Source organism: Bifidobacterium catenulatum subsp. kashiwanohense JCM 15439 = DSM 21854, from assembly GCF_001042615.1.
GTDB classification, from domain to species: Bacteria; Actinomycetota; Actinomycetes; order Actinomycetales; family Bifidobacteriaceae; genus Bifidobacterium; species Bifidobacterium catenulatum.
The window spans coordinates 1,621,656-1,645,467 of record NZ_AP012327.1 but is presented as its reverse complement, the minus strand read 5'-3'; the positions used below and the strand labels follow the sequence as shown (position 1 = coordinate 1,645,467).

Annotated in this window: 21 protein-coding genes and 1 other RNA gene; 14 read left to right on the top strand and 8 right to left on the bottom strand. The window is 55.1% G+C overall.

What is annotated here, in order from left to right; translation table 11 throughout:
• Positions 1–21 precede the first annotated feature (21 nt).
• The 9 genes from BBKW_RS07150 (at position 22) to BBKW_RS07110 (ending at position 12,291) form a co-directional block, all read left to right on the top strand.
• Entirely contained in the window at positions 22–1,764 is a 1,743-nt protein-coding gene (locus tag BBKW_RS07150; RefSeq protein ID WP_048349530.1) for a peptidoglycan D,D-transpeptidase FtsI family protein, read from the top strand.
• Positions 1,765–1,796: 32 nt separating this feature from the next.
• The gene (locus BBKW_RS07145) at positions 1,797–2,675 is read left to right on the top strand and encodes a hypothetical protein (RefSeq protein WP_022245007.1); all 879 of its coding nucleotides are present in this window, start codon (positions 1,797–1,799) and stop codon (positions 2,673–2,675) included.
• A gap of 106 nt (positions 2,676–2,781) precedes the next feature.
• Positions 2,782–4,257, top strand: coding sequence for a UDP-N-acetylmuramoyl-tripeptide--D-alanyl-D-alanine ligase (locus BBKW_RS07140; RefSeq protein ID WP_033500488.1), 1,476 nt, complete (start codon positions 2,782–2,784; stop codon positions 4,255–4,257).
• Positions 4,258–4,338: 81 nt separating this feature from the next.
• The gene (gene mraY, locus BBKW_RS07135) at positions 4,339–5,436 is read left to right on the top strand and encodes a phospho-N-acetylmuramoyl-pentapeptide-transferase (protein ID WP_033500489.1); all 1,098 of its coding nucleotides are present in this window, start codon (positions 4,339–4,341) and stop codon (positions 5,434–5,436) included.
• Positions 5,437–5,532: 96 nt separating this feature from the next.
• A complete protein-coding gene (murD, locus tag BBKW_RS07130) occupies positions 5,533–6,972 on the top strand; it encodes a UDP-N-acetylmuramoyl-L-alanine--D-glutamate ligase (RefSeq protein ID WP_193786572.1) in 1,440 nt (479 codons plus the stop codon).
• Entirely contained in the window at positions 6,953–8,194 is a 1,242-nt protein-coding gene (locus BBKW_RS07125) for a peptidoglycan glycosyltransferase FtsW (RefSeq protein ID WP_278748546.1), read from the top strand. The genes murD and BBKW_RS07125 overlap by 20 nt, the downstream gene beginning before the upstream one ends.
• 129 nt (positions 8,195–8,323) lie before the next feature.
• Positions 8,324–9,499 carry an undecaprenyldiphospho-muramoylpentapeptide beta-N-acetylglucosaminyltransferase gene (gene murG, locus BBKW_RS07120; protein ID WP_033500598.1) on the top strand — a complete coding sequence of 392 codons (1,176 nt, stop codon included), beginning with the start codon at positions 8,324–8,326 and terminating at the stop codon, positions 9,497–9,499.
• A gap of 132 nt (positions 9,500–9,631) precedes the next feature.
• Positions 9,632–11,197: a UDP-N-acetylmuramate--L-alanine ligase gene (gene murC, locus BBKW_RS07115; protein WP_033500491.1), complete on the top strand. Its 1,566-nt coding sequence runs from the start codon at positions 9,632–9,634 to the stop codon at positions 11,195–11,197.
• Positions 11,197–12,291, top strand: coding sequence for a cell division protein FtsQ/DivIB (locus tag BBKW_RS07110; RefSeq protein ID WP_033500492.1), 1,095 nt, complete (start codon positions 11,197–11,199; stop codon positions 12,289–12,291). Before murC ends, BBKW_RS07110 begins: the two co-directional genes overlap by 1 nt.
• A 146-nt stretch (positions 12,292–12,437) precedes the next feature.
• Here the strand turns inward: BBKW_RS07110 and BBKW_RS07105 are convergent, their stop codons facing one another.
• The 5 genes from BBKW_RS07105 to BBKW_RS10740 form a co-directional block, all read right to left on the bottom strand.
• Positions 12,438–13,694: an AGE family epimerase/isomerase gene (locus BBKW_RS07105; protein ID WP_033500493.1), complete on the bottom strand. Its 1,257-nt coding sequence runs from the start codon at positions 13,692–13,694 to the stop codon at positions 12,438–12,440.
• Between the two features lie 400 nt (positions 13,695–14,094).
• Positions 14,095–14,340, bottom strand: coding sequence for a hypothetical protein (locus BBKW_RS09915; RefSeq protein ID WP_051920271.1), 246 nt, complete (start codon positions 14,338–14,340; stop codon positions 14,095–14,097).
• Positions 14,341–14,608: 268 nt separating this feature from the next.
• Positions 14,609–14,812: a hypothetical protein gene (locus BBKW_RS07095; protein WP_033500494.1), complete on the bottom strand. Its 204-nt coding sequence runs from the start codon at positions 14,810–14,812 to the stop codon at positions 14,609–14,611.
• Entirely contained in the window at positions 14,802–14,954 is a 153-nt protein-coding gene (locus BBKW_RS10815; RefSeq protein ID WP_128832345.1) for a hypothetical protein, read from the bottom strand. Before BBKW_RS10815 ends, BBKW_RS07095 begins: the two co-directional genes overlap by 11 nt.
• Positions 14,951–15,136, bottom strand: coding sequence for a hypothetical protein (locus BBKW_RS10740; protein ID WP_162198771.1), 186 nt, complete (start codon positions 15,134–15,136; stop codon positions 14,951–14,953). Before BBKW_RS10740 ends, BBKW_RS10815 begins: the two co-directional genes overlap by 4 nt.
• A gap of 179 nt (positions 15,137–15,315) precedes the next feature.
• Between BBKW_RS10740 and BBKW_RS07085 the strand changes: the two genes are divergently transcribed.
• Both BBKW_RS07085 and BBKW_RS07080 read left to right on the top strand, forming a co-directional pair.
• Complete coding sequence (locus BBKW_RS07085; protein ID WP_033500496.1) at positions 15,316–15,864, top strand: DUF2335 domain-containing protein; 549 nt, start codon at positions 15,316–15,318, stop codon at positions 15,862–15,864.
• Positions 15,865–15,966: 102 nt separating this feature from the next.
• Complete coding sequence (locus tag BBKW_RS07080) at positions 15,967–16,530, top strand: tyrosine-type recombinase/integrase (protein WP_231858467.1); 564 nt, start codon at positions 15,967–15,969, stop codon at positions 16,528–16,530.
• A 128-nt stretch (positions 16,531–16,658) separates the two neighbouring features.
• Here BBKW_RS07080 and ssrA read toward each other — a convergent pair.
• The 3 genes from ssrA to BBKW_RS07070 all read right to left on the bottom strand — a co-directional run bounded on the left by ssrA (position 16,659) and on the right by BBKW_RS07070 (position 19,413).
• Positions 16,659–17,055: a transfer-messenger RNA gene (ssrA, locus tag BBKW_RS09970) on the bottom strand.
• Between the two features lie 228 nt (positions 17,056–17,283).
• Positions 17,284–18,183: a carbohydrate kinase family protein gene (locus BBKW_RS07075; RefSeq protein WP_033500497.1), complete on the bottom strand. Its 900-nt coding sequence runs from the start codon at positions 18,181–18,183 to the stop codon at positions 17,284–17,286.
• Between the two features lie 27 nt (positions 18,184–18,210).
• Complete coding sequence (locus tag BBKW_RS07070) at positions 18,211–19,413, bottom strand: ROK family transcriptional regulator (RefSeq protein ID WP_033500498.1); 1,203 nt, start codon at positions 19,411–19,413, stop codon at positions 18,211–18,213.
• Between the two features lie 330 nt (positions 19,414–19,743).
• Between BBKW_RS07070 and BBKW_RS07065 the strand changes: the two genes are divergently transcribed.
• The 3 genes from BBKW_RS07065 to BBKW_RS07055 all read left to right on the top strand — a co-directional run bounded on the left by BBKW_RS07065 (position 19,744) and on the right by BBKW_RS07055 (position 23,810).
• Positions 19,744–21,375 carry an ABC transporter substrate-binding protein gene (locus BBKW_RS07065; RefSeq protein ID WP_033500499.1) on the top strand — a complete coding sequence of 544 codons (1,632 nt, stop codon included), beginning with the start codon at positions 19,744–19,746 and terminating at the stop codon, positions 21,373–21,375.
• A 169-nt stretch (positions 21,376–21,544) separates the two neighbouring features.
• Positions 21,545–22,636 (top strand): ABC transporter permease, encoded by a 1,092-nt coding sequence (locus BBKW_RS07060; protein WP_033500500.1) that lies wholly within the window; start codon positions 21,545–21,547, stop codon positions 22,634–22,636.
• A 1-nt stretch (position 22,637) separates the two neighbouring features.
• Entirely contained in the window at positions 22,638–23,810 is a 1,173-nt protein-coding gene (locus tag BBKW_RS07055; protein ID WP_033500501.1) for an ABC transporter permease, read from the top strand.
• The last annotated feature ends 2 nt before the right edge of the window (positions 23,811–23,812 follow it).

Here is a 23,812-nt window from a genome sequence, read left to right as displayed (position 1 = left end):
AAGAAGCTGGTTACAAAAACCATGGCTATCGGCGTCATTCTGGCGCTGATGGGCACGGCATGCCTTATCCAATTGGCCAACGTCCAGCTGGTCAACGGCAAAAGCATGGCGCAGGCCGCGGCGCAAAGCCGAACCATCACCGTGACATTAAAGGCGAGTCGCGGCAAAATCATGGACACGAACGGTTCGATCCTCGCGCAGAGCGTGGAACGATACACCATCATCGGCAATCCCGAGGAGGCGCAGGCCTTCACGCCAACAACCTGCACCAAACAGACTGGAGACAACTGCCACCAGATCGACGGCAAACCGGTAGGTGCCACAGGAGCCGCGGCTGTGGCCAGGCTGCTCGCTCCGGTGCTGGACATGGATGCTACCGAATTGGGCGCCATGCTCTCGGGGACAGGCCAATACGCGGTGCTGAAGAAAGACGTGACGCCGGCGGTTAAACGCAAAATCTCCAAGCTCAATTTGGGCGGTATCGTCTATGCGGAACTCAGCAACGAACGCATCTATTCCAACGGAACCTTGATGGGGGCGTTGCTGGGAGGCGTCGATAGCGAAGGCAAAGGCGTCGCCGGTATCGAACAAATGGAAAACAAGACGCTGACCGGCGAAGATGGATACCGGGTCTACCAACAAGGCAACAACGGCGTCGAAATCCCAGGAACCATGACCGAATCAAAAGATGCGGTCAATGGATCCGACATCACACTGACCATCGACCACGACGTGCAGTGGTATGTCGAAAAAGTACTGAGAGAAAGCTGCGAGAAATACAGTTCGCCATGGGGAATTGCTGTGGTGCAGGACACTCAAACGGGGGATATTCTCGCGCTTGCCGACAGTGACGAGATCGAAGCCGGCAGTGATCAGGCGAAGATGACGGTTTCCAGGGCCGTCAGAGAAACGTTTGAGCCTGGTTCCATTGGCAAGGTCTTCACAATGTCGGGCATGATCCAGCTTGGATTGCATCAGGCGTCAGACAAATTCACTGTGCCGGACCATATCACGGTGAACGGGCAGACCTACAGCGATTCGACCACTCACGGTGACGAACGCTGGACCCTTGCGGGCATTCTCGAGCAATCGTCGAACGTTGGCATGATCATCGCAGGAGAGAAGATGTCTAACGAGCAGCGATACGATTTCATCAGAAAATTCGGTGTCGGCCAAGACAATGGGCTCGGTCTTCCTGGCGAATCGGATGGTTTGCTATATTCGGCCGATCAATGGGATCTGCGAACCCAGAACACCGTGTTGTTCGGCCAGGCTTACACGACCGATGCGCTTCAGCTGACGAATGCGGTTGCCGTGATCGCCAATAAGGGTGTTAAGAAGCCGCAGCGCATCATCAAGACGATCAGCGATGCCGAGGGACATTCCGAAGAGCAAAAGCCCGGGGGTGAGGCGACGCGCGTGATTGACGAGCAGGTGGCCTCTCAGGTGATGAACGCCATGGAATCCGTGTCCGACCATTACCAGTTCGTCAAGGTGGATGGTTATCGTGTCGCAGCAAAATCCGGTACGGCGGAAGTCGCTGGTGCCGATGGCAGACTGTCGTCAATTATCAGTGATTATTCGGCGATTATTCCCGCAGACAATCCTCGCTTTGTCGTCACGGTGGTTCTGAAGGATCCGCAAAGCGTTTTTGGTGGTCTGACGACAGGTCCGGTTACCGCGGAGATTGGTGAATTCCTTATGCAGAAGTATGAAGTGCCGGCGTCAAGTCCGCGAACTGATGCTATTCCAGTAACTTGGTGAGTATGCGAGTATGAAGAACGGAGGGCGGAAAGATGAGCGCGGTCAGTGAGTCCATGAACAGACGAATGACATTGGGTCTGCTTGCCAGCAGATATGGCTTTGACTTGGATCCTACGTTTGCCACTGAAGTGACGATCACGTCCATTGCAGACGATATCGATTCGGTGCGGCCGGGATCGTTGTTCATGCCGTCCGCACCGGTGGATGAGCAACAGTTGCGTCAGGCTCAGGCGCTTGGCGCATATGGTGCGGTGGTACCTCATGCGTTGCGTGGTAAGACGGAAGGCATACAGATTCCTGTGATCTATGCCGAGCCGACCGCACAGCAGTTGGGTAGGCTTGCCAGCGAATTGGCGGGTAGCCCGTCCGATTCGTTGGCGGTGTTCGCCGTGGCGGGAAACGATGCGCAGGCGGTGGACCAGGGAGTGAGGGATCTTGCTGATTTCCTGCATATGCTTGGTAATCCGGTTGGTGTGATCAGCTCGGGCAACTCGCAATCGTTGGAACGATATCTCGATCTGAACTATCCATTGTCGATTCTTGACGTGCAGCGTACGATGGCTGTGTGCGCTGAAGACGGTGCTGCTGCTGTGATTCTCGCTTTGAGCGAGGAGACATTGAAAGACGATGCATTGCAGTCGGTAAGTGTCGATGTGCTTGGTTGCGATGACAATGGTCTAGGCGAAGCCGAGATCGTCAAATCGGTTGCGCGATTCGGATGTACCGTCGGAAAGCGGACCCATATCGCCGTCCGTACGCAGGAATCCGATGTGCTCGCATCGCAAGCGGCAGTGGCATACGGGCAGACGAACAGCAGCGCATTGTCGCTGTCCATATCGATGGTGCTTGCGGCGGGTGTACGCAAGGCCAATATCAAAAGCGCGTTGCGCGTATCCCGAGATCTGAACTAGTTTCAATCAGAACGGATACGTAAAGCACACACACGATAATCGTAAACAACATGAACAGTAAACGGAACAGCAACACAGAGGAGAAATCACAGTGAGCAGCCTGACCATGATGCCAATGAGCTTGGAGGAGATCGCCCAGGCAGTTCAGGGACGGCTGATTGCCGGCACTGCGGCAGTGAATACGCCGGTGGCCACCAGCGCATTCACCGATTCACGGCAGATCGTTGAAGGTTCGGTTTTCGTAGCGATTGCCGGAGAGCGTGTGGACGGTCACGATTACGTGCCGCACGTGGGCGCTCAAGGTGCCGTTGCCGCAATAGTCGACCATGAGATCGCCGACGCCGGTGTGCCTCAGATTGTGGTGGAGGATACGGTGTTGGCCTTGGGGGCATTGGCCAAGCACAATATCGAGCGCCGTCGCGCGCTAGGGACTCCGTTTACGGTGGTCGGCATCACCGGTTCCGTCGGCAAGACCACCACCAAGGATCTTATGAAGGCGTTGCTGTCTCATATGGGACCAACAGTTGCGCCGGTCGGATCGTTCAATAACGAAATCGGCCTGCCCCTGACCTCGCTCAAAGTAAATGCCGAAACTCGTTTTTTGGTAGCGGAAATGGGCGCCAACCATGTTGGGGAAATCGCCAATCTGACGTCGCTGGTACCGCCGGACATCGCGGTTGTGCTGAAAGTCGGCGTCGCTCATCTGGGCGAATTCGGCTCTGCGGAACGCATCGCGCAGGCCAAGTCAGAAATCATTCATGGCCTCGTTCCTGGGGGTCTTTCCGTGCTGAATGCGAACGACGAGCATGTGGCTGCGATGAGCGCCTTCGCTCCGGGCGACGTGATGTGGTTCGGACTTCCGAATGGTGATGGTGGCAATCCTGCGATCACCGCTCAGCATGTGCGTTGCGACGAGTTGGATCATCCGTCCTTCACTCTGGAAAATGGTGATGGCGAGCATGCCGAAGTCACCTTGGGCATCTGCGGTCAGCATAATGTCATGAATGCGCTTGCCGCCGCTTCGGTAGCGATGCGTTTGGGCATGTCGATTGGCGAGGTCGCATCAGTATTGTCGGATGTGACGACCATCAGCCCCCATCGTATGGCTGTTTCCACCGTGAACAAGCAGGAAACGTCATTCACGCTGATTGATGATTCATTCAACGCCAATCCTGATTCCATGAAAGCTGGTCTTGACGGATTGCTGCGTTGGAAGGCTGGTTCCGAAAGCCAGCCATTCCGTATTGCGGTGTTGGGCGCCATGCTTGAGCTTGGTCCGGATGAAAAGGATTTGCATGTTGGTATCGGCCGGTATGCGTTGGAAGGTGGGGTTGATGCGCTGCTGACGGTTGGCAGTGCATCCGATGCCTCTCTGGACGCTCTGGCAGGTGCCATGGCTGACGGCGCATCCTTGGCGGGAGACGCTTCTCACGTCGATTGGGTCCACGATATCGATGAGGCCGATCGTCTTGTGACGCGACTCGCCGTCGAACATCCAGGTGCCGTGGTGCTGCTTAAAGGTTCCCACGCTTCTGGCTTGAGTGCTCTGGCTGAACGTTGGCAGGCCCTGGCTGCACAATAGAACAAAAGCATTTAGCAAGATTTGAATAATCGAATAATCGACGTTATCTGAAGAATGTCTGACTGAAACGGAGAACATCAGGTGATTTCGCTCATCATCGGAATTGTGGTGTCGCTGGGTGTGACGATTGTGGGAACCCCGCTGCTGATTCGTTTGGTACACAAGCTTAATTACGGCCAGTACATACGCCAAGATGGTCCGAAGTCCCATCTGGTCAAGCGTGGCACGCCTACGTTGGGTGGCATGGTCATCAATCTGGCGGTTGTGTTGGGCTGGGGCTCGTCGGCGTTGTATCGCTTCATCACCAGGGGAGAGGTACCGTCATGGTCGGCACTGCTGGTGCTGTTCGCCATGCTGTCGATGGGTATGCTGGGATTCATCGACGATTTCGCGAAGGTTCGCAAAAAGCAGAGTGAAGGTCTGACAGTCAAAGGTAAATTCATCGGCCAGTTCATTCTTGCCACCATCTATGCGGTACTGGCGTTGATTCTGCCGACGAAATCCGGTTTCCCCAGTGCGCAGGCCGGCATGAGCTTCATTGAAAAGCCGTTTTTCAGTTTCGAGTTCGCAGGCAAAGCCGTGGCCATCGTGCTGTTCGTGATTTGGGTGAACTTCCTGATGACCGCATGGACCAATGCCATCAACCTGACCGATGGCCTTGACGGATTGGCCGCTGGTTCTTCGATGATCGCATTCATGGGATATGCGGTGATTGCTTTTTGGGAGTTCTACCATCTCAAGGGCTCGGGGCATGAGGGCTTCGCCTACGCGGTGTCCGATCCCCTTGACTTGACCATCATCGCGGCCTGTACGGCGATGGCGTGCTTCGGATTCCTGTGGTACAACTCCAATCCGGCATCCATTTTCATGGGAGATACCGGTTCTCTAGCGCTTGGCGGCCTGTTCGCGGCCATGTCCATTGCCACGCATACGGAATTTCTGGCGATTATCCTTGGCGGCCTGTTTGTGATTGAAACCATGAGTGATGTTATTCAGGTTGGCTATTTCAAAATGACACGCAAGCGTGTGTTCAAGATGGCTCCGATCCATCATCATTTCGAATTGAAGGGGTGGCCGGAAGTCAAGGTTGTGATTCGCTTCTGGATGATTGAATTGCTGTTTGTGTTAGTCGCGTTGGTGATTTTCTACGGCGATTGGGTTGCCCGTTCCGGTCTGTGACGGCTGTTGCATTCCGTTGATATGCCGAACGGCTGCAACACGACTGTGACATGTAAGGAATATCAAGGCATATGAGGTTTCGACAATCGAAGGATGATGGATATGGATATGAGCGGTAAGACCGTGATTGTGGCGGGTCTTGGAGTTTCTGGACAAAGCATGATGGAAGTATTGGGTTCCCGTGCCGAAAAAGTGCTTGGTGTGGATGAAAAGAAGCCCGATGCTGATTTGCACTCCTTTGATCGCATCGACTGGGATCATGTTGATTTGGTTATGACTTCGCCGGTGTTCAATCCGAGGACTCCGTTTATTCTTGAGGCGCAACGTCGTGGCATTCCTGTGATGAGTGAGGTTGAGCTTGCTTGGCAGCTGCGAGTGAATTGCGATTCCACCGGAGAACCAGCGCAATGGATCGGCATCACCGGCACCAACGGCAAAACTTCCACTACGGAAATGACTTCGGAAATGCTGACGGCTTGCGGTCTGACGGCACCGGCTGTTGGCAACATCGGCAAGGCGGTGTCCCATGCCGTAGTCGATCCGGCAAATGATGTGCTATGCGTTGAGCTGAGTTCCTTCCAGTTGCATTTTACCGATTCGCTGGCTTTGGATTGCGCTGCGATCACCAATATTGCGGATGATCATCTTGACTGGCATGGCGGCATTGATAATTATGCGGCGGATAAGGCGAAGGTCTTCCACCGCGTCAAGAAGGCTTTGGTATACAACGCTGATGACGAGCGTGTGACTAGGCTGGCGTTCGCCGCCGAGACGGCGGAAGGCTGCCGCAAGGTCGGATTCACTTTGTCTGAGCCGCAAGATGGTCAGATCGGTGTGAAAGACGGCTGGATCGTCGATATGTCCGGCATCGCAGGTGGCAAGCCCGGAACGCCGGAGCAGGTTGCCAAGGTGTCTGAGTTCACGCATCTGACTGAGCCTGATGGCACGGTGTACCCGCATTTGCTTGCCGACGCGTTGACCGCATTGGCGCTGGTGCTGGGGCTTGGTGCAGACAAAGAAAAAGCTATCGCATCTCTGCAACAATTCACGCCAGGCGGGCACCGCATTCAGACCGTCGCCACCGCCACCACGCAAGATGGGGGCAGCATCCGTTTCGTGGATGATTCCAAAGCGACCAATGCACATGCGGCCAAGGCATCGCTCAACAGTTTTGCAGACAAATCCGTGGTATGGATCGCTGGAGGATTAGCCAAGGGCAGCCGTTTCGAACAGTTGGTGGCAGAACAGGCGCACACCATCAAAGCTGCGGTCATCATCGGCAAAGATCAGCGGCCTATCTTGGACGCGTTTGCTATGAGCGCTCCCGACATTCCGTTGACCATCATCGATCCGGCAAATAATGATGTCATTATGGAACGGGCTGTCGATGCTGCGGGTGAATATGCCCAATCCGGCGATGTGGTGCTGATGGCACCTGCCTGCGCGTCCATGGATCAGTTCAAGTCGTATGCCGATCGTGGAAACCAGTTCGCGCAGCAGGCTCAGCGTTGGGTGAATGAGTATGGAGAAGCCTAGAACCAAGCAGAGTGACGGTACCCGTCAGAGGAGGCAGACTGCTGCTGAAGGACGGGTCGACGATTTTCGTGGTTATGTCGGTCTGCGAAGTCTGCTTAATCCGATTTGGTGTTTTCACGGGTTTAGGGTCTCTGTGATTATCCTCACCATTTTCGGTGTGATTATGGTGTTTTCCAGCTCTTCGGTGAATATGATCGCCAATGGCCAATCTCCGTGGTCGCAAGCGATTAAGCAGGGTGGATTCTGCGTTCTCGGACTTATTGTGGGTGTGGCCTGCATGATGGTTCCGGCGGAGCTTATCAGAAAAGTCAGTTTCGCTTTTCTATTTGTCGCCCTATGCTTGCAATCGTTGACGTTTACTCCGTTAGGTATTGATGTTCAGGGCAATAAAGGTTGGATTGGCGTTTTTGGATTTACCTTCCAGCCGGCGGAGGTCGTCAAGCTTGCGCTATGCGTATGGCTGCCTCGGGAGCTGATTGACGCGCAGAAGCAGATAAAAAAGGTGGAGCCGTTCAAGGCGTATCGCAAGTTGATTGTGTGGCTTGGTCTTGCATTGCTGTTGGTTGTGGGTGGCAAGGATCTTGGTACGGCCATGATTCTCCTTGCGATTGCGGGAAGCGCGTTGTTGCTGGGAAATTTTCCTGGCAAATGGCTGGCTATTGTGGCATGTGGCGGTGTGGCTTTGGTTGGCGGTCTTGTTATCAGCAGTCCGAATCGACTTGGTCGCATCATGGCTACGTATCAGACTTGTTCCACAGCCGATATGCAGGGTGTCTGCTATCAGGCGGTGCATGGCAAATACGCCATGGCTTCCGGAGGCTTGCTGGGTGTTGGGATCGGCAATTCCGGAGAAAAATGGGGATATCTTCCGGAAGCGCACAACGACTTCATTTTCGCCATCATTGGTGAGGAAACGGGTTTCGTTGGCGCTTCGTTGGTGATTCTGCTGTTCCTTGTGCTTGGATGGTGCATGCTGGTGGTGGCCATCCAGGCACATGACAGATATATCACTTTGGTGCTGGCCAATATTACCGTGTGGATCGTCGGACAGGCGTTTGTGAATATTGGTGTCGTGGTGGGGCTGTTCCCCGTGATGGGTGTGCCTTTGCCTTTCGTGTCGGCCGGTGGTTCGTCGTTGATTCTGTGTTTGGGTGCCGCGGGCGTGACCATCAGCATGATGAAACAGCAGCCGCAGATTCAAGCGGAGATTCAGCGTGCCTGAAAAGCTACTATTGCCTGCAGGGTGCTGTAGCATGCGACGGCACCCAAACGTAGATGAAATGTGAGTATCCTTGCGAGCATCGGTATGGCGCATGGTGTGCCGGGATGCCGTGGACTAAGCTCGTGCATTATGAGCAATCAGAAGCATATCGTTCTAGCCGGCGGTGGCACGGCAGGTCATGTCAATCCTCTGCTCGCCGTGGCACATGTGATTCGCGAGCTTGAGCCGGATGCCGATATCGCGGTGGTGGGCACCGCAGTCGGTTTGGAACACGAGTTGGTTCCGCAAGCGGGCTTCGAGCTGGAAACCATTGAGAAGGTGCCCTTCCCCCGTAGGCCCAATATGGCGGCATTGAAGTTTCCCGCGCAGTGGAAGGCTGAAACGGCCAAGGTCCGGGACATCCTCACCCGTCACGAGGCGCAGGTGGTCGTCGGATTCGGTGGATACACGTCGGCTCCCGTGTATGCGGCTGCGCACAAGATGGGCATTCCGATTGCGATGCATGAGCAGAACGCCCGTGCTGGCATGGCCAACAAGCTGGGCGCACGCTGGGCGTCCATGATCGGCACCGCGTACGCGCAAACCGGTTTGAAACCACGCAAGGGTGTTGAAGTCGAACGTGTGGGATTGCCGTTGCGTGCTGAAATCGCGGCAATAGCCGAAGGGATGGAACATGACCGTGCAGCCACAAGGCAAACGGCTGCAGCACAGCTGGGAGTCGATCCGAACCGTCCTCTGGTGGTGGTGACCGGAGGATCGTTGGGTGCTGTGAACGTGAACCGTGCGGTGGCGGCTTCCGCCAAGGAATTGCTGGAACATGCGCAGGTGATTCACCTGACGGGAAAAGGCAAAGACGATGAGGTGCGTTCGTTGGTGTCGGTGAGTGCTGGAGAGCAGGTGCTTGGTGAGCTTGGACCAGAACATGTCAACGACGGTGATTATCGAGTCGCGCCTTACCTGGAACGTATCGATCTTGCGTTCGCTTGCGCTGATCTGATTATCTGCCGCTCCGGAGCGGGCACCGTTTCGGAATTGACTGCTTTGGGACTTCCTGCGATTTATGTTCCATTACCGATCGGCAACGGCGAGCAGCGTTTCAACGCTCAGCCGGTTGTCGATGCGGAAGGTGGCCTGATGGTGGCGGACACTGACTTCACTGCCGAATGGGTCAAACGTCATGTGCCGAATCTGCTAGCCGATTCGGATGCGCTTGCCAGGTATGGCGATAACGCTTGGAAATACGGTATTCGAGATGCCGCCGAAGTCATGGCTAGGCGTGTGCTTTCCATGATTGACGAAAGGTAAGCCGTAGCGACGGCAGATGCGTCCGTCGCATTTGACGTCGCGTTCCAAATCTCACCCATGATTGGCTAAATACGAGACCATGGGTGAGACCATAATGGAACAAGCTAAACACAATATACAAGAGGAGCAGTCGTGACTGACAACCAGCGTGAAGCCGGTACCATTATTCTTGATCCAACCCATGTGTCATTCAGCCAGCAGGAAGGCGTGAACGATCTGGGAGCCACCCATTTCATCGGCATCGGAGGTGCAGGCATGAGCGTACTTGCCGAGATGCTGCACGAGCAGGGCGTTGAGGTGGATGGCTCAGATCGTGAGCCCAGCGCCAAAACCGATCGTTTGCAGGGGCTTGGTATTGCCGTCGAATTCGGGCAGCGCGAGGAAAATGTCGAAGGCAAACAAACTATCGTTTTTTCCAGCGCCATCAAGCCTGACAATCCGGAAATCGTCGCAGCACATGCGGCAGGCGAACGCATCGTGCACCGCAGCGACATTCTTTCGTTGCTGATGAACACGAAACGTGCGGTAACGGTTGCGGGAGCCCATGGTAAAACCACGACCAGTTCCATGCTCGCCCATATTCTCACCCATGCCGGTGAGGGAAATCTGGCTGATCCAAGCTATGCCATTGGCGGATCCATCCAAGGCAAGGACGGCATGATGCTTGACGGAGGCCATGCAGGCCAAGGCGATGTGCTTGTGGCGGAAGCCGACGAATCCGATGGAAGCTTTGCCAAATATCATCCGGAAATCGCGATTGTCACCAATTCCGAAGCTGACCATCTCGACCATTATGGAACGCAGGAAAACTATCGAGCGGCTTTCGTGGACCATGTTCAGCACGCCGTCAAATCGGTGGTGATGTGCGGTGATGACGAAGGGAATCTGGCTGTGTTGCGCGCTCTTGATGCGTCTGCGGCAGCACATACGGTCGTGTATGCGACGCGGGATGCGGCTTCGTTGGGTGATCTGAACGGTGCGGCGTTCGTGCATATCGAATCGGAAAGCGAAAGCGCGCAGAGCGGTGCCGAACATTTCACCTTGCATGTGCCTGCGGGACTGCTGTGCGAACAGGAACGTATGGTTTCCGTAACACTCGCCGTTCCAGGCATTCACAATGCGCGCAATGCTTCCGCGGCGATTATCGCGGCCGCATTGTTGGGGGTCGACATTGAGAAGGCCGCCGAAGCGGCCACGTCGTTCCTCGGCGCCGTCCGTCGCTTCCAAGTGCGCGGCACCGTCAGCCAGGTGACCGTCGTCGACGATTACGCGCATCATCCCACTGAGATTTCGGCTTTGCTGGATGCTGCCCGCCGTAAATATCCGCAGTCGGCGATTCGTGTGATTTTCCAGCCGCACTTGTTCTCTCGCACCAAGTTCTTCGCGGAAGCATTCGCGGAGGCGCTGGCCAAGGCGGATGATGTGATTGTCACGGGCATTTTCCCCGCACGTGAAAAGCAGGAGGATTATCCGACGGTCGGCCCGGACACCATTGTGGATGAGGCTCTCAAGCTTGACCACACGCCTGCCGAGGATTGGATCCGTGGAGTGGAAGACATGCACACTGCGGCGCAGATGATGGTGATGCGTGCCCATCATGGTGATGTCATCTTCACCGTTGGCGCGGGTGATATCACGCAGATGGACGAGGTGATATTGCACGCGCTTCAGGCTCATCGTTGGGATTGTGAGGGCTGATGGCGCGAAGGGTCGTCAGCTCCGGCACGGGTTCGGATGGTTCTGCAACGACGTTTGAAAAGCATGCGTCGCACGGCAGGACCATCCAAAGCCGTAATCATTCCGACTCCCCGGCTCAGTCTCAGCCGAAGGGTCGTTCCATTGCCGGAGGAACGGGACGTTCGTCGTCTTCCGTGAACCATGCGCAGGCGGAAGCCGGAATGGAGCATGGAGGCAAGAGCAAGACGAGTCGTTCCCGGTCGGGTGACTTCGTGGATGCGCGCAATCTTGCAGGTGAGGATTTCGTTGCGAAGACGTTGGAGGAAACCACTGGCACTTTGGGGGTGGCCACCCGCCCGAAAGTGGTTGATTTCAGCGCGCGTTTGAAAGAACGACGTAAGGCGAATACGCGTGTTGTGGCGATGCGGGCCTTCGTGTCGGCCGCAGTTGCGGCCGTCGTGGTGGCGTTGGCATGGTTGTTTTTCTTCTCATCGTTGTTTCGTCTTGAACCTGGCAATATTTCCGTTGTCGGGGCCAACGAATGGGTGAGCGAGTCGCAGGTATTGGATATTGCCGATCAGCAGGCCGGTAAATCGATTCTGCTGGTATCGAATAACGATGTGGAGAAGAAAATCAAGGAGATACCGGGAGTCACTTCCGCGCAATCCAAGAAGCAACTTCCGAACTCCCTTGAAGTGACCATCAAAGCGCAAAAGCCAGCTGCGATGCTTAAAACAGGTGAAGACAGCATGACCGCGGTCGATAGCAAGGCTCGTATATTGAATTCCGTCAGCGGTGCCTCCGTGGATGGAATTCCCGTTATCGAAGTGAAGGATGTCGATACGAGTCTGAGTAACCGCTCCATTAAGGAGGCACTGAAGATTCTGAGCTCGTTGCCTGAGTCGATGCGTAACTCCATTACTAAGGTGACGGCTGAAACTCAGGATTCCATTACTACGGAAACCAATGGGGGAGACCGCGTGATCGTATGGGGTGACTCTTCCGATCTTAAGTTGAAGAAAGCTGTTGTCGACAAGATCATCAACGATCCAAATGTGATCGGAGACAAACACAACGTCGACGTGTCCGCGCCTCTACGACCGATCATCAAATAGTGGTGAAGACGTGGCTGAAAATAGGAGAATCGCATACGCTGAGTAATCTGGTTTAATATACGAAGAACCCCGGTTGCCTTGTGCGGTGACCGGGGTTCTTCGCGAATAGGAGAAGAAAAAAGGAGAAGTTTTATCATTGCGTGCCGTCAGGCGTTCGGATTGGCCTTCATTGCCGGAGCGACGGAAACCGCCGGATTGAGACGCGGGATCAGTGTGCACTGCGTGGCGTGGTACAGGTCGGACTTGCCTGGCCAGACGGTGCCGATGACCTCGTTGTCCTTGTTCAGCTGGTGGAACCAGGAACCATTCTCGTGGTCGATTAGGTATTCGTCGATGTACTTCCAGAAGATTGCATACCAGTCCTTGTACACCTGCTTGCCGGTGACGGTGGCCAGCGTGGCGGAGGTGTTCACTGATTCGGCGAGGGTCCAATGCATACGGTCGGTGACGACGGGCTTGCCGTTCCAATCGGTGGTATAGGCCAAGCCAATGGTGCCTTCGGCGTTCCATGCGTCGGAAAGTGCTTGGGTGAACAGGTTCTCGGCTGCTTCGATAAGCTGCTGTTTGCCTTCTTCGGAACGCTGCTTGGAGCTCAGCGCATACTGGGTAATGAGACGAGCCCATTCAATGCCATGGCCTGGGGTTGCTCCGTACGGCTTGAACTGATCGTCCGGCTTGTCGTGGTTGCATTCGAGGTCCGGCTGCCAGTCGGCAGTGAAATGCTCTGGAATGCGCCAGCTGTTGTTGGACGCCCAGCCGACCACATGGTCGATGATACGGCCCGCACGCTCGCGGTATTCCTCGTTGCCGGTCACATCGGCGACGGCGAGGAACGCTTCGGTGGTGTGCATGTTGGCGTTGATGCCACGGTAGGAGTCAAGCTTAGTGAATTCCGTGTTCCAAGTATCGACGGCCAAACCGATCTCATCATCCCAGAAATGCTTGTCGTAGGTTGCCAGAGCCTCTTCGAGCAGCTCGTCAGAGCCCGGACGGCCGATAAGCTTGGCGGAAGTGGCAGCAAGAATCACGAAAGCGTGAGCGTAACAGACCTTGCCTGCTTCATGTGTGGAGCCGTCTGCGGAAATGGACGGATACCATCCGCCGTTTTCATCGTCATGCAGCGGACCGCGTAGACCGGCGATGGCCTTGTCGACCAGTTCGGCTGCACCTGGCTCGCCATGCAGGAATCCCAAGGAATACACGTGTGCCATACGGCAGGTGATCCACGTGTGGATGCTTTGGGTCAGATCAGGATTGCCGCTAGCGTCCAGCCAATAGGAGCCACCCTGCGGGGCGGGGAAGTTGTGGCCGAAGTGCAGGAGCTCGTTGGTTTCCGCCTCGAGCAGGTCATGGTTTTCTGCGGAGCCGAATACGTAGGCTTCGGGAGAGTAAGTGCAGGTCATCGATCAAGTCCTTCCTTGACGTCGTCTGCTGTGACGCGATAACTAGGTTGATTTATTAACTATGTTAACCACTTAAGCGGTTAATGCAAGTCGACACGCGGAATTTGATGCTGCGATTATATGCGATTTGTGATGGGGTGGGGTATGTGAGATCAAGTAAGACGAGAAGGGGATTTCTGGCAACATTTTTTAGAATATCCGATACATCGGGGGTAATGTGCGGTAAACTCGGAAATCTTTTGAAAACTGTTGGGAATAAAAGAAAAAAGCCGCCATTTCTGGCGGCTTTCAATTCGTGAAGATGCGGGGAATCGACCCCGTACGGTCTTGTCATGGAAACGTTGAAAACATGCAGTTTTTAAACGTTGATTGCGTTTTTTGCCCACATTTTGCCCACATTTCACCAGACCATCGGCAGGTTCAGGCATTTTCTTGCCCAACGTTCCACCGCCAGATTCTCCTCGTCGTTGCCAAGCAGCAGCAGGAAGCCCGCGTTCTTGCCGAGTGACGCGGGTTCCAGCTTCTTTATCACGCCACGCTCCTGAAGCCATACGGCGGCGTCGCTGAATTGCTTCTTGGCATTGAGTTCGCGCTTGCGCATGATTTTGTCGGCGTCTTCGCTCATGGCTTGCTCCGGAGTGAGCATCACCATTCCATGATCGTCGGAGAATGAGCGTTAGCCTTTCGTGTAGTAGCGGCATGGCGCGTTGACCAGATCGTGACCACGTTGAACGCTCTGGCCGTGCTGGTTGGCGCGTTGATCGGCGTCAGCGAGTTGAAGGCCCAGTATTCCGAGTAGAAACCTTTCATTTCTCTAACATCATGTTGGAGAAATGTAAGAATACTATGACCTACTCGTGCATTGAGTACGAGTAGGTCCTCTCTCAGCATTGCTGGGGGGGGCTTTTTCGTTTTTATTCAGCTTTCTTGCGTGGTCGTCCTCCGCCGACACCGCGGCCGGGGCGTTGCGCGTTCCATTGGTCGATGGTCTCGGGGAGCCAGCCGCGCGTGCGTCCGATGGTGGCGTCCGGCTGGGGGAGCTTGTAGGTGGCGAGGGCGCCCGTCTTGACGCCGAGGCGTCCGGCCACTTCGGTAAAGCTCAGATATTCAATGGGCATGGCAGTCCTTCCTTCCGGCGATGAGCGCGAAGACGGCGCTGACGATGGCGCATCCGGCGGTGAGCGCGAAAGGCCAGCCGAACCATGCGCTGGCCGCCGTTCCGAGCGCGAATACCGCGCTGACTATCGATTCCGTTCTCATGATGTTCCATGACATAATCGGAGATATGGGGTTCCGGCCCCTACGACTGGCCGGAACCCTTTCTCACTTTTCCTCTTCGGCTTCCGCCTCATCTCCTTGATGAGTCCGGTCACAGCTTTGATGAGGGCCGCGAGGCTCGCGACGAGGAGCGAGATGCTGGCGATGATCTCCGATGGTGTCATGTTCACCTCCTTTCCTGATATAACTATCATACTATAACAATGAAAGTAATGCAAGTCAGAACACGACGAACCGCGCTCACCAAAATCATCAAAATGTGTCAGGATTATCCAGATTGTGAAGAAACGTTGACGAAGCCACGCGCTCGCCGGTAAATTGAAGACGAAAGCAAGGAGGTGCCGTGGACGATGAGCATGAAGACGATGATGGAATCGATGCGGCGCGGAGCGGCTGCCGGAACGAGGATAGCGGTGACGGGACGCGTGGAATACAGGTCGCCGATTCAGGTGAAATCGGCCACGGAACTCCAGATGGCGGCGTGGAACAGGGTCGGCCGGACTCTTCACGAGTCGATGGAACGGGAGAAGGCGTCCAGCAGGTAGCCCTTCAATGGCGTTCCGCCCCACTGCCGACCGTCGACGAATTCGCAGGCTACGAGCGGATCCAGCCAGGAGCCGCGGACCGGATCATCACCATGGCCGAGAAATCGCTCGACGCGGAGATCGAAGCTCAAAAAACATCGAATGAGGTCGCAGCCAAGGACCATAAAGCGCAGAATATCTGCATGATCATAGCCACTACCGCCTATTCGATCCTCCCGATCATCGGATTCGGAAGCGCGGTCGTCTGCGCCGCGCTCGGACAATCGGTGGCGGCCGCTTTCGGCGCGCTCATCGGAGCTGTCACGGCCGGACCACAGATAATCCAGGAAATCAGGAAAAAGGGATAACAGCAAGACCCTGACGCTCGCGGTATGCGGGTGGCCGGGGTCTTCGTGTTGTTATTCGTTCTTTTTTACGTGGTCTGCCGCCTCCGACTGGGAAGGCCCATTGTGCTCACGCTCGGCCTGTGTGGATTGCGTTGGGGCGAGCTGGAGGGCTTGCAGGCCGGAGACGTTGATTTGAAGCGGCAGCGTATCCATGTGCGCAGGTCGGCAACGGAGGTGTGTCATGAGATCGTGGTGGACGTGCCGAAAACAGGGGAGGAGCGCACCGTCATCTTCCCGCGCTTGCTGCGGCCATGTCTCGAAGACGCCTGCGATGGCCGTCGGCAGTCCGACCTGCTTTTCCCCGACAGGCGCACCGGCTCGCATCTACGGAAGACGCACGGGCCCTGCAGCACGTCGAGCTGGTTTTACTGGGCGAAGAAGCGCAGTCTCGGTGATGCGATCGCGGACTCGATGACGATTCACGACCTGCGGCATACGTGCGCCTCACTGCTGGTGCATGCCGGCGCGAATGTCAAGGCGGTGCAAAGGCAGCTGGGGCATAAGAGCGCCACGATGACCTTGGACGTGTATGCGGATCTGTTTGATGATGATTTGGATGCCGTCGGCGATGCGATGGATGGATTGCTGGTGAGGGCGATTGGCGAGGGTAGGAGTCTGGCGGCTTGATTCGTGCCCACATTTTGCCCACGTCTTTGCGGTAATTGCAGTGATTTGGAGTGATTTGCAGTGAATTGGGGAAGTGGTGCAAACCGTTGGGAATAAAGGAAAAGCCGCCATTTCTGGCGGCTTTCAATCCGTGGAGATGCGGGGAATCGAACCCCGGTCCGATAACCGAACCCTCAGTCTTCTACGTGCGTAGTCTGCTGGCCGTGCGGCGGTTTTTCTGCCCCCATCGATGTCGCAGACAACTGATGGCGAGCATATCTACAGTAAAAGTCCCTTGCCGGCCCTGTGGCTCAACCGACAAAGCAAGTCTTCTTAACGACGCTCAACATCCTCCCAAAGACGAGAAGGAGTGAACGGAGCGGCTGCTCGCTGGTTAATCCTGGCGCGAAGCTCAGGCAGCGAGAGCGAACTCAGTGCGGTTAGATTTAGCACTTATTCTTTTGTAGGGGGCATCCACGAGCGGACCCTACGTTCTCGGCACGCTTCCCTGCGACGAACAGGTCACCGTCGAAACCGATCATCCCCAATCTTGAATTATCAAGCACCCGGTACAAGACCGGACTTTTTAAGGTATCACGAAATGTCAATAATCGCAAATCATATGCTGCTTTTCTTGTGCTGTGAGCGAAGTTGGAACATGGGCGGGCATAGAAGTTCGGGATTGCACCAATTGCGGATTGAATATGAGCATGAAAAACGAGGCCATGATGGCAGGCATGGCCTCGTTGGTGGTGATGAAAGGGGAAACTGGGATTACTTACCGGCTTCGGCGAGATAATCCGGAACGCCTTCCGCCGGGTAGGTCGGCCAGCCGCCTTCCTTGGTGCACACGTAGGCCGCGGTGTTCACGGCGGCACGATGGGCTTCCTTGAGCGGAGCGCCGGTCAGCAGCTTGCCGGTGAAGGAGCCGGAGAAGGAATCGCCGGCACCGACGGTGTCTGCAACCTCGACATGCGGGGTCCGCAGAGTGGAGATCTCGCCATCCTTGGCGGTGATGGTACTGAACGTGGCACCGCCGGTCAGAATGATGTACTCGAGGTTGAAGCGGTCGATGAACCACTTGCATGCCTCTTCGTCATTGCATGCAGGAATGGAGAACATGTCGCGCATCATGATCAGCTCTTCGTCGTTGATCTTGAAGATGTTCGCGTAGCTGAGCAGCTCTTCGATGAGTTCATTGGAGTAGAAGTTGGCACGCAGGTTGATGTCGAAGAACTTCAGTGCGCCTTCCTTGGTGTGCTTGAGCAGCTCGACGATGGTGTCGTGGGATTCAGGGGAGCGCAGGCCGAGGGTGCCGAAGCAGACGGCGTCGGCCTTGGATACGGCTTCAATGAGCTCGTCGGTGAGCTTGATATGATCCCATGCCACGTTTTCGACGATGGTGTATTCCGGAATGCCGTTGGTCAGAGCCACGTCAACCGTGCCTGTCGGGTATTCGTTGGCCTGCACCAGCGTGTTGATACCGGCCTTGTGGGCGTCTGCAAGCAGCTCATTGCCCAGTTCGTCGTTGCCGACCGCACTGATGGCGAAGCTTTCCGCGCCGTTCTGAGACGCATGGTATGCGAAATTGACGGGTGCGCCGCCGGCACGTTTGCCGGTGGGGAGCATATCCCACAGGATTTCGCCGAGAGAGATGACGATTGGCTTGGACATGGTGTTCCTTTCTTTGGTTGTGGCGTGCTATGCGACGTCAAAGAACATCGAAGGATGCTCTAGAAAATTGGTGATGGCCACGGCTGCGGCGCCGGTGACGGTGGCATCAGTGGGTAGTGCGGACAAGGTGATTCCGGTATTGCGGCTGATTTCGGGAATGGTGCGTTCTCGAACGACCTGCTTGACTTCGTCAAGTAGCGGCTGTCCGGCTCTGGAAACGATGTCTCCAAGTACGATATGCGTCGGGTTGAATGCGTTGATGATGTTGACTGCGCCGTACCCGATATATCGTGCGATTTCAGAGATGAGTTCCGCGGCCGCTTCATCTCCGGCAGCGTTTTTGGCGAATAGCGCGGCACATGCCTGTGCGTGCGTCATGGTTTCGCATCCGGGAACGATATACGGTTGCTTGTTGAGCATTTCGTGGATTGCATTGGCCGAGCAGTAACGTTCGAGACATCCGTAATTGCCGCAGTCACAGGGCTTGCCGTTGACGTCAACGGAGATGTGTCCGATTTCGGTGGCGGTGCCGTGGGCCCCGTAGTAGATCGTGCCATTGTCGATGATGCCAAGACCGATGCCTTCGCCGAGCAGATAGTAGGCGAGGGATCCTTCGAACAGTTCCGGATTGAACAGGAACTGTGCCAAAGCGCCTGCGCGTGCATCTTGCTCTACAAACACAGGTACGTCGAAGGCTTCGCTGAATTCCTTGATGAAATTGACTTTGCGCCAGCCCTGCATGGAGGAGACGAGTGCGGTATGCCCTTCTTCGACAAGGTATGGTCCGGGGACTGCCATGCCGACTGCCACGATTTTCTCATCTTCGGCGATGAGGCGACGAATGGTGTTGTGGATCTGCTTGACTGTCTCGTCGATGTTTTCTTCGCTGACGGTCGGAAGATCGGTAAGCGAAATACGGTTGCATTGAAGGTCGAACAGACCGATTTGCACCAAGCTTCGTGCGAATTTCAAGCCAATCACATGGTATTTTCCGCAGTTGAGATTCAACCCGATGGAACGACGATTCTTATCGCCTTCCATGTCGCCGGTTTCTTCGATGATGTTCTGTGCGAGTAGTTTTGCCGTGATTTTGGTGATTGCCGCAGGGGTCAATCCGATTGCTTTTGCGATTTGCGCACGTGAGCAGATGCCGTTGTGATACAGGTATTGCAGGATGCGGGATCGATTGTTTTCGGAAATCGATGATTGCTGAGCGCTGTAATTACTCATAACACCTCCTTGCGCCAGTGCACGGACCCTTCGTTGAACTAGTTGATACATTAACGCCGTTAATTATTTGATGCAAGTTCCGTCTTTCGGCGTGTCATAAAGGATGTCGATTCTCAATATGGGATTAGCTGTCTCATTATTTGACACACTTTCTTCGGAAAATAATTAATTGCAAAAGCGTTGTGATTGCTGGGTTTTTGCTGGATCGAGAAAGGGTAGTGTCGCAAAATGAACTTCCGTGAAATGTTCCGCTAACAAAGTGTGCCCTACTCTTATGGCACGTCGTTTTGGAGTGCCAATTACGACAGCAGGAAGAGAAAGGATTCCATAGTGAATCACAAGAAGATTATCGCTGCAGCTGTTTCGGTTGCCGCGCTGGCCTCGCTCGCGGCATGCGGCGGAGTAAAAGATAGCGGTTCCGCATCGGGGAATGCGGATGTCATTACCGTCGGCACCACAGACAAGGTTACTAGCGTTGACCCTGCCGGCTCCTATGACAACAGTTCCTATGCCGTTCAAATCAACGTGTTCCCGTTCCTGTATGCACAGGATTACAACACCTCTGAACTGTCTCCGGACATTGCTGCGGATGACGGTACTTGGAGCGGCGACGGCACTGAATTCACCGTTAAGATCAAGTCTGGCCTGAAGTTCGCCAATGGTCACGACCTGACTTCGTCCGATGTCAAGTTCTCCTTCGACCGTGTCAATACGATCAACGATGAGAATGGTCCGAGCTCGTTGCTGGCCAACATCGAATCCATCGATACGCCAGATGACACCACTGTGGTATTCCATTCCAAAGTCAAGAACGATGTGACCCTCAAGCAGGTGCTTTCCAGCCCGGCTGGTCCGATTGTTGACGAAGAGGTCTTCTCCGCCGACAAGCTCACTGATGCTGACACCATCATCAAGAAGAAGGCTTTCGCTGGCCCATACATTCTGACCTCCTACAAGGCCAATGAGGTTGCAGGATACTCCAAGAACGACTCTTATCAGGGTCTGACCCCAGCCAAGAACAGCACTGTTCAGGTCAAGTACTTTGCCGATTCTTCCAACCTGAAGATGGCCGTGCAGCAGGGGCAGGTCGACGTGGCCTACCGTTCTCTGACTCCGACCGATATCGATGATCTGTCCAAGGACTCCAAGGTCAAGGTTGTCAAGGGTCCGGGCGGTGAGGAACGCTTCCTGGTCTTCAACTTCAACATCCAGCCGTACGGCACCAAGTCCGATGAACCGAATGCCGACAAGGCCAAGGCTGTGCGTCAGGCCGTCGCTAACCTCATCGACCGCGAGGAGTTGGCGACCAAGGTCTATAAGGACACGTACACCCCGATGTACTCCTACATTCCGGACGGTTTAGTTGGTCACGAAGACACCTTCAAGACCGCGTATGGTGACGGCAACGGCAAGCCGAGCGCCGACAAGGCCAAGAAGGTTCTTGAGGACGCAGGCGTTTCCACTCCGGTTGAGCTCAAGCTGCAGTACAATCCGGACCACTATGGATCCTCTTCCGCCGACGAGTATGCGGCTCTCAAGGCTCAGCTCGAGGAGGGTGGTCTGTTCAAGGTCGACCTGCAGTCCACCGAATGGACCCAGTACAACAAAGACCGTGTTGTTACCGAGGACTCTGATGGATCCTACCCGGTCTACCAGCTCGGCTGGTTCCCGGATTACTCCGACCCGGATAACTATCTGTCTCCGTTCTTCCGTGACGGCAACTTCGTGAACAACGCTTACTCCAACTCCGAAATCAACGATTTGATTATGGAGCAGGCTGGTGAAACCGACGAAAGCGCCCGTGAGGATCTGCTCAAGAAGATTCAGACCCTTGAAACCGAAGACCTGTCCACCATCCCGCTGCTGCAGGGTGCGCAGGTTGCAGTTACCGGCGTCAACGTGAAGGGTGTTGTGCTCGACGCTTCCTTCCGTTTCCGTTTCGCATCTGTCACCAAGGCGTGATGTGTGCGGATGTGCGGCATGACCTGCCGCAGCCTGCATAGAAAACCACTGGGGATCCCCGGTCTATGGCCGGAGGTCCCCATTTCCCGAATTATCTGCCTGAAACGGCGCAGTAATTCGATATTGTTGTAAATCAAAGCCGTACAGGCTTCTTATCGAGGAGCATCGCGTGTCAGACACAGCAGCTCCGGCCGTCTCTCAGGAGGCGAAGCCGAAACAAGCCAAAAAGAATCATTTGTCAGGCGGATTTTTCCGTTTCGTCCTGACTCGATTCCTGCTCATTATTCCAACCGTTTTCATTCTCGTCACCGTCGTGTTTTTTGTGATGCGAGCTACAGGCGATCCTATTTCTGCGGCATTGGGTGGTCGTCTTACCCCTGACGAGTTGCAAAAGCGTGTTCATGCGGCCGGCTACGACCGTCCTCTTATTGTGCAATATATCGATTACCTTGGGGGTTTGCTCCATGGGGATCTCGGCACTACGTTGACTGATAATCAGCCGGTTATCAGCATTCTTGTCCATTACGGATCAGCGACTTTCGAGTTGGCGCTCCTATCGCTCATTGTTGCTTTGATCGTAGGTATCGGCTTAGGCCGTGTAGCTGCGTGCAGACGCGATCACGCTGCCGATGCAGGCATTCGAACCTTTGCCATTCTGTGCTATGCCACCCCCGTGTTCTTCCTGGGATTGGTCCTCAAACTCATTTTCGCCATCTGGCTGAACGTGTTGCCGGCATCCGGTCGATGCTCGTTGTCTTCGGAAATGCAGTTCGCCCGACTCGTCTCTCCGACCGGCTTCTACATTATCGATGCACTGCAGCTAGGTGATATGAGCGTGCTTACCGACGTGCTGCGTCACGCCGTGCTTCCTGCGCTGGCATTGGGATTGCTCACCGCAGGCGTGTTTATTCGTTTGGTGCGTACCAATGTGATTTCCACTTACAATTCCGGCTATGTCGAGGCTGCGCGTTCGCGTGGCGTCTCCGAAAAGCGCCTGCTCAGCAAGCATGCATGGAGACCGGCGCTTATTCCAATCATCACCGTTATGGGCATGCAGATTGCATTGATGCTCGCCGGCGCGGTGCTTACCGAAACCACCTTCGAATGGAAGGGACTCGGATTCATGTTGTCCCAATATCTGAAAGCACGTGACTTCGTAGCGGTGCAGGGCATTGTGATTCTGATAGCCATCATCGTGGCCGTCGTCAACTTCATCGTTGACGTTATTGCCGCGTTGGTGGATCCGAGAGTGAGGTACTGATATGACTGCATCAGCAAATAACGTCACCGTCCCGGGTGACACTCGTCTGAACGATCTCAAAGTCAACAGGAAAGCTCCGTTCTGGGCCAAGATTCCAATCATCAAGGAGCTTCGCGTAGCGGTCGGTTGGCAGAAAGGCATGCTGATTACCGGCCTGTTGCTTACCGCGTTCTTCCTGCTCGTGGCCTTGTTTGCGCCTGTCATTGCGCCGTACGGCTATGCGCAGCTCAAAGATGCCAATGGAGTTTCATTCCCAGCTCAGGCAGCGCCCTCATCCGAACATATTTGGGGTACCACCGCAGGTGGTTATGACGTGTTCAGCCGTGTGATTTGGGGCTCTCGTACTGCGGTCATTGCGATTGTAATCGCTGTGCTGCTTTCTATTTTCGCGGGTGTATTGCTCGGTTTGGTTTCCGGATATTTCGGTGGTTGGGTGGATCGTGTGCTCGTCATGATCGCCGACGCCATCTACTCTTTCCCCTCTCTGCTGCTTGCGATTCTGATGGCCATTATGATTTCCGGCGGTCAGTCTGGTCTGTGGAGTGGCATTCTCGCTTCGGGTATCTCCATCACCGTGGTCTATATTCCGCAGTATTTCCGTACCATTCGATCTGAGGTCATTCGCATCAAGGAATCCGCTTACGTTGATTCCGCTCGCGTGGTGGGCGCGTCGACATGGCGCATCATGACCAAGCACCTTCTTAAGAACTCCACCAGAACGTTACCGGTTATTTTGACGTTGAACTCGTCCGAAGCGATTTTGACTCTTGCGGGATTGGGCTTCCTTGGATTCGGCATCGAACCTACTGCAGCTGCTGAATGGGGTTACGATCTGAATCGTTCTGTGTCGGACGTCACCGCGGGCATTTGGTGGACTGCAGTGTTCCCAGGTATTGCCATCGTATTGATTGTTCTGGGCATCACCTTGGTGGGCGAATCCCTCAATGACCTTGCCGACCCGCGTCTGCGTGCACGCAAATCCGCTGGTGAGGTGGTTGGATCCATCGAAGATACTTCGGTTGATCCCAACCAGAAGCCAGGCGTTCGCAACGAGGTCATGGCCGAGCTCGCGGCCGCCAAGAATCCAATGGGAGCCAGCGATCAGCCAGTGACCGTCACGGATCGCGACCCGTCATTTACCGCCTCCGAATGGGGCTCCAAGGAAGAAGAGTGACG